Genomic DNA, 13,586 nt, shown 5'->3' with positions numbered 1-13,586 from the left:
TCATAGGAGAATATTTAATTCATCACATTGATCCCGATCAACATTTCGGAGACATTCACCGCCCGCACGCATGGGGCGGCAAGGGAATATAGGGGGTAGTGGAAGAGAGGAGGGCGAACCAGTTCCACCGTCACTTTTTTCATGGCGTCAACAGACCGGATCGCCTGACTATTCTCCGGGCGGTGACACGGCGAAGCCGGACGGGGAGCAGTTCCCGGCGACGACCCCATTGTGTTTGCGTTTCTTTGCAATTATAAACGCGGACAGTATGAATTGAACAACCGTCCATCAGGCCCGGTGGCCGGCGGACATCCGGCGCCCGCCCGAGGCGGGGCTGCATACCTGGAGGGCATGTGCCTCGCTCATCTGTTTTCGATCGTCATGGATGCGGGCTCCGAAAATGGGTCCTCGGCCCGGTTGCGGCCGGGCTGCTCTGCCTCCTCGCAACGGGACTCCTCGCGGCTTGCGGGGGCAACGACAAGAAAGCCAAACGGGAGCGCGTGGTCCCGGTCACGGCCGTAGCCGCGGTGCGCGAGGACGTGCCCGTGACCCTGTCCGCCGTGGGCAACGTCACCCCGCTGGCGTCGGTGGAGATCAAATCCCGGGTGGGCGGGATCATCGAGAGGCAACTGGTCCAAAACGGCCAGGACGTGGAGGCGGGCGACCTGCTTTTCCAGGTGGACCCGCGTTCCTTCGACCTGGCCATCAAAGAGGCCCAGGCCCGGCTCGACCGCGACCGCGCCCACCTGAACAAGGCCAAGGAAGACCTTCGCCGCTATTCCCGGCTGCGCGACCTGAACGTGGTCGCCCAGGAGTCCTACGACAACACCTTTGCGGAGGCCACGTCGCTGGAGAACACCATCCGGCTGGGCGAAGCCGCCCTGGAACAGGCCCGGCTCGACCGCGACTACGCCGCCATCCGCGCCCCCATCTCGGGACGGGTGGGCATCGTCCAGGTCAACGTGGGCAACGTCATCAAGGCCAACGACGACCGCACGCTCTGCGTCATCAACCAGATCAAGCCCATCAATGTCTCCTTCACCCTGCCCGAGCGGTACCTGGGCGAGATCATGGAACGCCGCAAACAGGGCCCCATGCGGGTCAGCATCACCCCGTCCGGCACGAGCACCACGCCGGTGGACGGAGTGTTGGCCGCCGTGGACAACGCGGTGGACACGACCACGGGCACCATCCGGCTGCTGGCCTCCTATCCCAATGACGACACCCGATTCTGGCCCGGCCAGTTCGCCCGGGTGGAACTGACCCTGCGCACGTTGAAAAACGCCCTGCTCCTGCCCACCGGCGCGGTGCTCCAGGGCATGGAGGGGCCATACGTCTACGTGGTCAAGACGGCCGAGGGCGACCCGACCTCCGGCACGGTCGAGGCGCGGCAGGTGGTCACCTCCCACATCGTGGGCAAACGCACGGTCGTGAACTCCGGCATCGAGTCCGGCGAACTGGTGGTCCTGGACGGCCAGGTCAGCCTGAGCCCCGGGGCCAAGGTGTCCATCAAGAACGAGCGGACCGGGGACGCCGCCCAGGGCCCGGTTCCCGCCGGGGACAAACAACAATGAACCCGTCCGCCCTCTTCGTCCGCCGCCCGGTCATGACCACCCTGGTCATGACCGCCATCCTGGTCTTCGGCGTCATGGCCTATCTGCGTCTGCCGGTCAGCGACCTGCCCAGCGTGGACTTTCCGACCATCGAGGTCTCGGCCCAGCTCTCCGGGGCCAATCCCGAGACCATGGCCTCGTCCGTGGCCACGCCGCTGGAAAAACAATTTTCGACCATCGCGGGCCTGGACTCCATGACCTCCATCTCCAGCCTGGGCAGTACCCGCATCACCCTTCAGTTCGCCCTGGAACGGAACATCGACGATGCGGCCCTCGACGTGCAGTCGGCCATCACCACGGCGCTGCGGCGGCTGCCCGACGACATGACCTCCACGCCGAGCTTCCGCAAGGTCAATCCGGCGGACTCGCCGATCCTCTATCTTTCGCTCTCTTCACCGACCATGCGCCTGTCCGACGTCAACGAGTACGCCGAGAACTTCATGGCCCAGCGCATCTCCATGGTCAACGGCGTGGCCCAGGTCATGGTCTACGGCTCCCAGAAATACGCGGTACGCATCCAGCTTTCGCCCGAGAAGCTCTCGGCCATGGAACTGGGCGTGGACGAAGTGGCCGAGGCCGTGCGCAAGGGCAACGTCAACCTGCCCGTGGGCACCGTGGCCGGACCGGTACGCGAGTACATCGTCCGCTCCAGCGGCAAGCTCATGAACGCCGAGGACTACAAGCCGCTGGTGGTGGCCTGGCGCAAGGGCGCGCCCGTGCGCCTGTCCGACGTGGCCGACGTTTTCGACTCCGTGGAGCAGACCCGGCGGCGCAACTGGTACAACGGCCAGCCCGGCATGGTCCTGGCCATCCAGCGCCAGCCCGGGACCAACACCGTGGACGTGGTCCAGGCCGTGCGCGACCTGCTGCCCTCCTTCCAGGCCCAGTTGCCCGCGGCGATCAAGTTGAACGTGCTCTACGACCGCTCCGAATCCATCAAGGAGTCCATTGAGGACGTGCAGTTTACCCTTCTGCTCACCGTGGGGCTGGTCATCCTGGTCATCTTTCTCTTCCTGCGCAGGCTGTCGGCCACGCTCATCCCCAGCCTGGCTCTGCCCATGTCGGTCATCGGCACCTTCTCGGTCATGTATCTCTACGGATTCAGCCTGAACAACATCTCGCTCATGGCCCTGACCCTGTCCGTGGGCTTCGTGGTGGACGACGCCATCGTCATGCTCGAAAATATCGTCCGCCACGGCGAGATGGGCAAATCCACCATGGAAGCGGTCATGGACGGCTCCAGGGAGATCGCCTTCACCATCGTGTCCATGACCATCTCCCTGGCCGCCGTGTTCCTGCCCGTGCTTTTCATGGGCGGCATCGTGGGCCGCCTGTTCCACGAATTCGCGGTGACCATCTGCGCCTCCATCCTCATCTCCGGGGTGGTCTCCCTAACGCTCACCCCCATGCTGTGCAGCCTGATCATCAAGCCGCACGCCGGGGAAAGGCACCACGGCAAACTGTTCAACCTGTTCGAGCGGGGCTTCGAGGGGCTGCGACAATTCTACGCGCGCACCCTGGACTGGACCTTGCGCCACCACCGGCTGACCATGCTCGCCTCCTTCCTGGTCCTGGGCCTGACCGTGGTCCTGTTTCGGGCCATTCCCAAAGGCTTCCTGCCCACCGAGGACGCAGGCCGCCTGATGGTCTCCACCGAGGCTGAACAGGGCGTGGCCTTCGACACCATGAAGCAGCGCCAGCAGGCGCTCATGCGCATCCTGGTCAAGGACCCGGCCGTGGAAAACTATATGTCCGTGGTCGGCGGGGGTGGGCCCAACCGGGGCGGCAACGCAGGCCGCCTCATGGTCGATCTCAAGCCGCGCGGCGAACGCGGCCCCATCGAGGTGGTCCAGCAGCGTCTGCGGGCCAAACTTTCGCAGGTGCCGGGCATCCGGGCCTACGTGTCCAACCCTCCGGCCATCCGCATCGGCGGGCGCAGTTCCAAGGGGCAGTACCAGTACACCCTCCAGAGTCCCGACACGGAAGTGCTGTTCCAGGCCGCCGCCGACATGGAAAAACGCATGCAGGAGTTGCCCGGCATCCAGGACGTGTCCTCGGACATGGAGTTTAACAACCCCGAGTTGAACATCGACATCGACCGCGACAAGGCCTCGGCGCTGGGCATCTCCGCCTACCAGATCGAGGACGCCCTCTCGACCTCCTTCGGCAACCGCAAGGTCTCCTCCATCTACGCGCCCACGGACACCTACGACGTGATCATGGAACTGGCGCCGCAATACCAGTCCAACCCGGACGCCCTGGCCATGCTCTCGGTACGCTCCCAGAACGGCAAGCTCGTCCGCCTGGAAACCCTGGCCAAATGGGGACTCGGCGTGGGCCCGTTGTCCGTCAACCACTCGGGCCAACTGCCGTCCGCGACCATATCCTTCAACCTGCCGCCGGGCGAATCCCTGGGCGCGGCCGTGGACGAGGTTTCCCAATTGGCCGCCGAAGTGGTCCCCGCTTCCGTGTCCACCAGCTTCCAGGGCGAGGCCCAGGCCTTCCAGGACTCCATGCGCGGGCTGTGGGTCCTGCTGGTCATGGCCATCCTGGTCATCTACCTGGTGCTGGGCGTGCTGTACGAATCCTTCGTCCACCCGCTGACCATTTTGTCCGGCCTGCCGTCGGCGGGCGTGGGCGCGCTGCTCACGCTGATGCTCTTCGGCCAGGACCTGAACATCTACGGGTTCGTGGGCATCATCATGCTCATCGGCATCGTCAAGAAGAACGCGATCATGATGATCGACTTCGCGGTGGAGGCACAGCGCGACCACGGCCACGGCGCGGCTGCGGCCATCCGCGAGGGCGCGCTCATCCGCTTCCGGCCGATCATGATGACCACCATGGCGGCGCTCATGGGCACCCTGCCCATCGCCCTGGGCCTGGGCGCGGGGGCCGAGGCGCGGCGACCGCTGGGCCTGGCCGTGGTCGGCGGCCTGATGGTCTCCCAACTCCTGACCCTGTATTTCACCCCGGTCTATTACACGTATCTGGACGCGGCCCAGCAACGGCTGAACCGGCTCTTCGGCCGAACGAAGCCGGTTCCGGCTCCCTGACGGCAAGGCCCCCGCAAACGACTGCAGGGGCCTTTTTTATTTATATAGTTAACTCCCTTTTCGTAGGCGAAAAGCCGCGTGAAGGGAAAAATATCGCGCCAGAGGCGCAAAAACGGGATGCAAGGGCGCGAGTCCTTGCCCGCCGGAGGCGAAATCATTTTGATTTTCGCCGCGAAGCGGCTTTCAACGCCTGGTTTTTCCCAAGGATTTAAGGGGATAGTTCCCTTTTTTTCGCCCCCACCACAACGCTGGACGCGGACCGTTATTTTTTCCCTAATCGGACAAACTATAATATACGTCCAAGGCGAACGTGATACTGTCGGGCAAAGTACCGATTCCACCTTTGAACCGGAGGGGTTATGCTTCGAAAACTGCTTCTCTTCGCCGCGGCGGCCGTTCTGGCGGCCGTCACCGTCACCGCGACGCAGGCCTACGAGGTGCCGGATCAGATCGTCCTGGACCGGCCCAAGGAAAACCGGAAACTGAACACCTGGGTCGCACCGGTCAAATTCCCGCACGGTTTCCATGCCATCCGGCTGGCCTGCCGCCAATGTCACCACAAGGAATCCGACAAGACCATGGGCCAATTCGTCGGCTGTAGGCAATGCCACACCGACGACGACCCGACCGAACGGTCCGGCTTCTACCGCGCGTGGCATTCTCCCGGCCCGCCGAGCTGTCTGGGTTGTCATACCCGGATGCGCACCGAAGGCGGCAAGAACCCGGTGGGCTGCACCACGGCCTGCCACAGGTCCAAGTAGTCCCAAGGAGGATTGTATGCCGAACGGGAACCGACTCGATTCACTCAAGATGCTGACGGGCGGGCCAAAGCCCAGCCGCCGCGAGTTCATGAAATTCTGCGGGACCATGGCCGTGTTTATGGGCATGGGGCCAGGCTTCGCCCCGGCCATCGCCGAGGCCCTCACGGCCAAGAAACGGCCCTCGGTGGTCTATCTGCATTGTGCCGAATGTACGGGCTGCACCGAAGGGCTGTTGCGCGCCTACGAGCCTTTCTTCGACGAAATCATCATGAACACCATTTCCCTGGACTATTGCGAGACAATCATGGCCGCCTCGGGCCAGGCGGCCCACGCCGCCCTGGAAAAGGCCCTGACCAACCCCGAGGGGTACATCTGCGTCATCGAAGGCGGCATCCCCACCTACCACGGAGGCGAATACGGCAAGGTCGGCGGGGAAACCATGTTCCAGATATGCGCCCGGGTGGCCTCCAAGGCCAAGGCGACCATCGCCATGGGCTCCTGCGCCTGCTTTGGCGGGATTCAGGCCGCCGCGCCCAATCCCTCGGGAGCCAAAGGCGTTAACCAGGCCCTGGCCGCCGTGGGCGTCTCCGCCATCAACATCGCGGGCTGCCCGCCCAACCCCATGAACTTCGTCGGGACAGTGGTCCACCTGCTGACCAAGGGCATGCCCAAGCTCGACCATTGGAACCGGCCCACCCTGTTTTACGGAGACACCGTGCACGCCCACTGCCCGCGACAGGAACACTTCAACAGGGGCGAATTCGCCCCGAGCTTCGACAGCGCCGAGGCCAAGAAGGGCTGGTGCCTCTACCAGCTCGGCTGCAAAGGGCCATACACCTACAACAACTGTCCCACCGCCCTGTTCAATCAGGTCAACTGGCCGGTCAAGGCGGGCGCCCCATGCATCGGCTGCAGCGAACCCGACTTCTGGGACGACTACTCGCCGTTCTTCCACCCCATCGAAGACGGCCCCAAGGGTTAACCCAATCCAGCCGGAAGGAGGAAATTCCGCATGAGCCAGACCACAAGCACTAGAAAACGGCTGATCGTCGATCCGGTGTCGAGAATCGAAGGGCACCTCAAGGTCGAGGTGAAGCTGGAAAACGACCGCGTCAAGAACGCCTGGGTCTCCACCCAGCTCTTCCGGGGCATCGAGGTCATCCTCAAGGGACGGCCGCCCGAGGACGCTCCCCTGTTCACCCAGCGGGCCTGCGGGGTCTGCACCAACACCCACGCCCTGACGAGCATCCGGGCCATCGAGGACGCCCTGAAGCTCAAGGTCCCGCCCCTGGCGCAACTCATACGACATCTGATCCTGTCCACCCTGATCATCCACGATCACCTGGTGCACTACTATCACCTGCACGGACTGGACTGGATCGACATGGCCTCGGCCCTGTCGGCGGACCCCACGGCCGCAGGCAAGCTCGTGGCCGCCACCAGCGAGCGCTCCGCCGATCCGAGCGACCTGTACATAGTCCAGAAACGCCTCAAGCATTTCGTGGCCAGCGGCCAACTGGGCTTTCTCGAAAACGCCTACTTCCTGGGCGGCAATCCGGTATACCGCTGCACGCCCGAAGAGAACCTCATCCTGGCGGCCCATTACATTGAGGGCTTGCGCATCCAACTGGAACTCGGCCGGGCCATGGCCCTGTTCGCGGGCAAAAACCCCCACGCCCAATCCATGGTCGTGGGCGGCGTGACCTGCTACGACAGCCTGCGCCTCGAAGTGGTGGATCAGTTCCGTCAGATCTGGGCCAAGGCCAAGGAGTTCGTGGACAACGCCATGATGCCGGACATCCTGCTCATGGCCAAACGCTTCCCCGAGGCGCTGACCTACGGCAAGACATCGAACTTCTTTGCCTTCTCCGAGTTTCACGATCCGGAGAGCGGACGCGATCCCTACTTCGAATCCGGCGTGCTCTGGGGCAACGACCTCAGCAAGCACGAAAAGCTGGACATGGGCTTGATCGACGAACACGTGGCCCGCAGCTGGTACGAAGGCGACGAGGTGCGCAAGCCTTACGACGGCGTGACCCAGCCCATGTACACGAGCTACGACGACAAGGAGAAGTACTCCTGGTCCAAGGCACCCCGCTACAAGGGCGAGGCCATGGAGACCGGGCCCCTGGCCCGCCGCGCCCTGGCTTACGCGCGCAAGGAGAAGGAAACCCGGACCGCCCTGGACGCCTTCTTCAAGGCCGCGTCCATGAAACCGGAGCAACTCTTCTCGACCATGGGCCGGACCGTCTGCCGCGTAATCGAGACCCGCATGCTCATCCACCGCATGCAGAACTGGATCGACGAAACCGAGAAACGGGTCCAATCGGGCGACGACACCATCTACAAGCCGTGGAAAATGGTCGATACCGCCCAGGGCGTGGGCACCTGCTGCGTCACTCGCGGGGCCCTGTCCCACTGGATTCGCATCAAGGGCGGCCGGATCGAGAATTTCCAGATGGTCGTCCCGTCCACCTGGAACCTCGGCCCTCGCTGCGAGCAGGGCAAACTCAGCGCCGCCGAGCAGTCCCTGATCAACTGTCCCTGCCCCGACCCAGACCGTCCGGTGGAAATCCTGAGGACCATCCACTCCTTTGACCCGTGTATCGCCTGCTCGGTCCACCTGGTGGACAACCGCAGCGGCGGCATCCGGCGGTTCAAGGTCCGCTGACCTCTCAGGGGGCCGGACCCGGGTCCGGCCCCCTTCCATTCCCCACCTGGTTCATTTCTTATTTGCATCGGACGCCGGTTGCTGTACAGTCTGATAATCGCGCCACGTGTCGTGGGCGAACGGCATCGGCGGTAACCGTATGACCTTTTTCGGCCCAATCCTAAAATGTCTTCTTCCGGCAGTGCTGGTCTGTTTAATCGCAGCCCCCGCATCCCCGGCGCAAGAGCCCGTGCCCACAGTTCTCCAATCCGCCAGCGAGTTGGACTATCCTCCCCTCGCCCTGGTCCTGCCCGACGGCACGCCCGGCGGTTTTTCCGTCGACCTGCTCAAGGCCGTGGCCCGCGAGGTCGGGCTGGACGTCCGCTTCAAGCTCGGCCCATGGGCAACCCTCAAGCGAGAGTTGGCCGACGGTGAAATCGACGTCCTGCCCCTGGTCTCCTATTCCCAGGAGCGCAACGCCTACTTCGACTTCTCCATCCCCTACCTGCAGATGCACGGCTCCATCTTCGTGCGCACGGGGACCAAGGGCATCCGCGACGAGGCGGACCTTCGAGACAAGGAAGTCCTGGTCATGCGCGGGGACACCGCCCAGGAATACGCCGTGCGCAACCACTTGACCTCGAAGCTCGTCCTCACCGAGAGCTACGGCCAGGCCATGCGCATGCTCTCGGAGGGGCGCGGCGACGCTGTCCTGGTACAGCAGGTGGTCGGCTGGCAGATCGTCAAGAAACTCGGGCTGACCAACGTGGAAGACGTGCGTTCCCCCCTGGATCCGACCCTGCGTCCGGGAAACAGCGCCATGACCGGGTTCGTCCAGAAGTTCTGCATGGCCGTGCACAGGGACGACCACGCCCTTCTGGCCCGGTTGAACGAAGGGCTGGCCATCGTCTTTTCCAACGGGACCTACAACCGGCTGTACCTCAAATGGTTCAGCCCCATCCTGCCCCGAAGCGATCCTTCCTTCGCGGAAACCGCCCAGCAGTCCATGGTCTTCGTCCTCCCCCTGGCCCTGATCATGGCCGTGGGCGGGCTGATCTTTCTCAAGGTCCAGGTCAACCGACGGACCGCCCACCTGCGCGAGGAGATCGAGCAACGCAAACGGGCCGAGGCCCAGGTAGCCCGCAGCCGTGAATGGATGCACTCACTCATGAACCACCTGCCCCTGTCCGTCTATCTACAGACCGGGGACCATGAGATCACCTTCGCCAACGCACACTTTCGCCGCAACGAGGCCTCGTTCGACGAGTCCGATCCGGATGGACGGGAACGGATGCGCCAGGTCCTGGAATCGGACAAGGCCCAAATCTGGGAAAGCCGCACCCCGAACGGCAGCGCCCTGCTGGTCCACAACGTTCCCTTCCGGGACATCGACGGCGCGCCGGTGATCCTGACGGCGGCCATGGACATCACCAAGATGAAGCGCATCGAGGAGGCCCTGCACGAGAGCGAGAATCTGTACCGCACCCTGGTCAACAACATGCCGGATATCGTCATGCGCTTCGACAGCGAGGCGCGCCATCTCTTCGTCTCGGAAAACATCCTTGAAATCTCCGGCAGCCCCGCGTCGGACTTCCTCGGCAAGACCCACCGGGAAGTCGGCGTCCCTGAGGACTTGTGCACGTTTTGGGATGAGCACATCCGCCGGGTCTACGAGACCGGCGAACCCTTCAGCACCCAGTTCCACCTGAATGGGGAGGGCCGGTCCTATCATTTCGACTGGCGGCTCTTCCCGGAACGGGACGAAAACGGCACGATCCAGGCGGTCTTCTCCCTGAGCCGCGACATCACTCGCCAGCACTCGATGGAAAAGGAGTATCAGCTCCTGTTCCGCCGAATGCTCGACGGATTCGCCTCCCATGAGATCATCCTCGACGAGGCGGGCACGCCCGTGGATTACCGCTTCCTGCGGGTCAACCCGGCCTTCGAGCGGCTCACCGGCACGAAGGCGAACGACATCGTCGGCCGGACCGTGCTGGAGGTCTTCCCCGGTACCGAACCCTACTGGATCGAAACCTACGGCAACGTGGCCCTGACCGGGGAAGCCATTCACTTCGAGCACTATTCCGGCGAGCAGGATAAGTATTTCAACGTCAGCGCCTTCCGGCCCGCGCCCGGCCGGTTCGCCTGCATCTTCTCGGACATCTCCGAGCGGATGCGCACCGCACAGGCCCTGGTGGAAGCCAAGGATATGGCCGAGTCCGCCAACCGCGTGAAGTCCGAATTCCTGGCCAACATGAGCCATGAGATCCGCACCCCGCTCAACGGCATCATGGGCATGCTTCAGCTCCTGCGCACCAGCGACCTGACCGAGGAACAGACCGAGTACGCCACCTACGGCATCGAGGCCAGCCAACGGCTGACCCGGCTGCTCACGGACATCCTCGACCTCTCCCGCATCGAGGCGGGCAAACTGGACATCCGCGAGGAGCTCCTGAACCTGCGGGACATCATGGCCGGTCTGGAGCAGATGTTCACCCTGGCCGCCCGGTCCAAGGATCTGACCCTCTCATTCGTCGTGCCCGAAGACCTGCCGGACCGCCTCTTCGGGGACGACACGCGTATCCAGCAGGTCCTCATCAACCTCATCGGCAATGCCATCAAGTACACCGAGACCGGCGGGCTGACCGTGGAGGTCTCGCCCCTGCCCCGGCTGCGGCCGGACAGGGTCCACCTCCTCTTCACGGTCACGGACACCGGCATAGGCATCCCCAACGACCAGCTGGAAAACATCTTTGAGCACTTCACCCAGGTCAGCGGCGGTTTCACCCGCCACCACCAGGGCGCCGGGTTGGGACTGGCCATCTCCAAGCGCATGGTCGGCCTGCTCGGCGGGACCCTGGCCGTGGACAGCGAACCGGGCCTGGGCTCGACCTTTGGCTTGTGCGTGCCGCTGCGACCGGCCGGAGACCGGCCGCCGGACACCGTGGTGCGACTCTCAGACGCCCCGCCTTCGTCCCTGAACATCCTCCTGGCCGAGGACGACCGGGTCAACAGCCTGGCCGTATCCGGCCTGCTCAAACGCATGGGACACCGGGTCCTGGCCGTGGACAACGGCCAGCGAGCCCTGTCCGCCCTGCGCGACGCAGCCTTCGACCTGGTCCTCATGGATGTCCAGATGCCGGTCATGGACGGGGTCCAGGCCGCCCAAGCCATCCGCAAGGGCGAGGTGGGCCCGGACAAGACCGGCATCCCGATCATCGCCATGACCGCCTACGCAATGAAGGGCGACCGCGAGGACTTCCTGAACAAGGGCATGACCGACTACATCGCCAAGCCTCTGGACAAGACCGACCTTGAAAAAGCCATCCGGCGAACCATTCCCTAGGCGCTCCGCCCGGCGGAACGGATGCCCCGGCAGGCCGCGCCGCACCCCACTCCTCCCTTTCCGTACGCTTTGGCGAATATTCCGTTCGTGAGCTATTTTTCCCTTGCAAGTGGCGAGTTTTTGCTATCAAATTGAAAAATCGGAAATACCCCTTCCCGGGGCAGCTCCCATCTTCGCAACCTCTTTTCACAGGTGGTCATCATGCTGCACATTTCCAGAGATGAGTGCGTCAACACCGAGACGGCGACCCGAAAGGAATGGATCGACGCGAACGGCCTGGGCGGGTATGCCTCCAGCACCATCATCAACTGCCATACCCGCAAATATCACGGCCTGCTCGTCGCGGCCCTCAAGGAGCCCAGGGGACGGTTCGTCCTGCTCTCCAAGCTGGAAACCTCGGTTCTGGCCAACGACCGGGAATTCCTGCTGTCGTCCAACAAATACCCCGGCGTCTACCACCCCACCGGGCACCAGTTTGTGGAATCCTTCGACCAGGGCCTCTACCCGGCCACGACCTACCGCATCGGCGACGCGCTCATTCGCAAGTCCTTTCTCATGATCCACGGCAAAAACACTGTGCTGATCTGCTACGAGCTGCTCGAAGGCAAGGTCAAACCGGCACTCCGCATGCGCCCGCTCCTGGCCTACCGGGACATCCACACCCTGACCCGCGAGAACATGTTCCTGCGGCCCAAATCCTACCCCGAGAAGAACGGCCGCAAAATCCAGCCCTACGAGGGCATGCCGCCCCTGTACATGGGCACCAACCGGACCTCGGAATTCTTCCCCGGGCCCAAGTGGATCTACAACATCGAATACCTCAAGGAGCGTTCGCGGGGCTTCGACTATCAGGAGGACCTGTTCTGCCCCGGCATGTTCGAGACCAGCCTGGAAAAGGGCAAGCCCGTGATCTTCGCCGCCTCGGTGGAACCGCTTGGCAACCTGGAACACATGCGCAAGAAGGAAGTCGCCCGGCGCGAGGCCGAATTCAAGGCATGCAAGGACCGCAGCAAGTCCGTGCAGCGGCTCAAATATTTCTCCGGCGAATTTCTGATCCGCAACCCTTCGGGATTCGCCTCGGTCATCGCGGGCTACCACTGGTTCGGCGAGTGGGGACGCGACACCATGATCAGCCTGCCCGGCCTGACCTTCCACGCCGGGCGCCAGGCGTTCGGCGAAGAGGTCCTGGCCGCCTACGCGGGCCTGACCCGCGACGGACTGCTGCCCAACTACCTGGATCAGAACTCGGACCACCTGGCTTACAACTCGGTGGACGCCTCCCTGTGGTTTTTCTGGGCCGTGCAAGAATATCTCGGCGCACGCGGCTCGAAAAAGTTCATCAAGGACAAGATTTACCCGGCCTTGCGCGACATCGTGGCCGCCCACCTGGACGGACGCGTGCCCCTGTGCGGACTGGCCCCCGACGGACTCCTCTGGGCGGGCAACGAGCATACCCAACTGACCTGGATGGACGCCCAGGCCTATGGACGCCCGGTCACCCCGCGCCACGGGGCGGCCGTGGAGATCAACGCCCTGTGGTACAACGCCCTGGGCTGCTTCCTGGAACTGGCCGAGAACGAGGATGACGTCCTTGCCGCACGCGCCCGCGAGGCCGCCAACCGGCTCCGGGCCCACTTCACGGCCCGATTCTGGAACGACCGCGACAACTGCCTGTGCGACGTGGTCAACGAACACGGCCAGGACCGGCGCATCCGGCCCAATCAGATCTTCGCCCTGTCCCTGCCGCACACCATGCTCGACTTCCACCATATGCGCGCGGTCATCTCCGTGGTCCAGGCCCATCTGCTGACGCCCTACGGACTGCGCACCCTCTCGCCCCGCGACCCGGCCTACTCGCCCTACTACGAAGGTGATGCCGACACCCGCGACTCGGCCTATCACCAAGGCATGGTCTGGCCCTGGCTGGCCGGACATTTCGGCCAGGCCCTGCTGCGCCAGGCCGAGGACCGCGCCGGGGCCAAGGCCTTCCTGCGCAAATACTTCAAGCCGATCCTGCGCGAATTCCCCGACGACGTCTGCATCGGCGCGGTGCCGGAGCTGTATACGGGCAACCCGCCGCACGTGGCCAGGGGCGCCGTGGCCCAGGCGTGGTCCATGGCCGAAGCCATCCGCCTGAACAAGCTCCTCAAGGAAAAGTAA

Annotated in this window: 7 protein-coding genes; all 7 read left to right on the top strand. The window is 63.8% G+C overall.

Translation table 11 applies throughout. The annotated features are described in order from the left end of the window. Positions 1–353 precede the first annotated feature (353 nt). Complete coding sequence (locus tag J0909_RS02290) at positions 354–1,574, top strand: efflux RND transporter periplasmic adaptor subunit (protein WP_207260148.1); 1,221 nt, start codon at positions 354–356, stop codon at positions 1,572–1,574. After that, positions 1,571–4,669 (top strand): efflux RND transporter permease subunit, encoded by a 3,099-nt coding sequence (locus J0909_RS02285; RefSeq protein WP_207260146.1) that lies wholly within the window; start codon positions 1,571–1,573, stop codon positions 4,667–4,669. Before J0909_RS02290 ends, J0909_RS02285 begins: the two co-directional genes overlap by 4 nt. A gap of 359 nt (positions 4,670–5,028) precedes the next feature. Further along, entirely contained in the window at positions 5,029–5,430 is a 402-nt protein-coding gene (locus tag J0909_RS02280) for a cytochrome c3 family protein (protein ID WP_207260144.1), read from the top strand. Between the two features lie 16 nt (positions 5,431–5,446). Then, the gene (locus tag J0909_RS02275) at positions 5,447–6,412 is read left to right on the top strand and encodes a hydrogenase small subunit (protein ID WP_207260142.1); all 966 of its coding nucleotides are present in this window, start codon (positions 5,447–5,449) and stop codon (positions 6,410–6,412) included. Positions 6,413–6,442: 30 nt separating this feature from the next. Further along, positions 6,443–8,101 (top strand): nickel-dependent hydrogenase large subunit, encoded by a 1,659-nt coding sequence (locus tag J0909_RS02270; protein WP_207260140.1) that lies wholly within the window; start codon positions 6,443–6,445, stop codon positions 8,099–8,101. 229 nt (positions 8,102–8,330) lie between these two features. After that, positions 8,331–11,426 (top strand): transporter substrate-binding domain-containing protein, encoded by a 3,096-nt coding sequence (locus tag J0909_RS02265; protein ID WP_207260138.1) that lies wholly within the window; start codon positions 8,331–8,333, stop codon positions 11,424–11,426. Between the two features lie 201 nt (positions 11,427–11,627). Beyond that, positions 11,628–13,586: an amylo-alpha-1,6-glucosidase gene (locus J0909_RS02260; RefSeq protein ID WP_207260136.1), complete on the top strand. Its 1,959-nt coding sequence runs from the start codon at positions 11,628–11,630 to the stop codon at positions 13,584–13,586.

The organism is Desulfovibrio sp. Huiquan2017 (assembly GCF_017351175.1).
GTDB lineage: Bacteria > Desulfobacterota > Desulfovibrionia > Desulfovibrionales > Desulfovibrionaceae > Pseudodesulfovibrio.
This window is presented reverse-complemented; position numbering and strand designations above follow the sequence as displayed.

Bases quoted from the DNA above. Each gene is read 5' to 3' on its own strand.
- J0909_RS02280 (WP_207260144.1), top strand. From the start codon at position 5,029: ATGCTTCGAAAACTGCTTCTCTTCGCCGCGGCGGCCGTTCTGGCGGCC.
- J0909_RS02285 (WP_207260146.1), top strand. From the start codon at position 1,571: ATGAACCCGTCCGCCCTCTTCGTCCGCCGCCCGGTCATGACCACCCTG.
- J0909_RS02270 (WP_207260140.1), top strand. From the start codon at position 6,443: ATGAGCCAGACCACAAGCACTAGAAAACGGCTGATCGTCGATCCGGTG.
- J0909_RS02275 (WP_207260142.1), top strand. From the start codon at position 5,447: ATGCCGAACGGGAACCGACTCGATTCACTCAAGATGCTGACGGGCGGG.
- J0909_RS02260 (WP_207260136.1), top strand. From the start codon at position 11,628: ATGCTGCACATTTCCAGAGATGAGTGCGTCAACACCGAGACGGCGACC.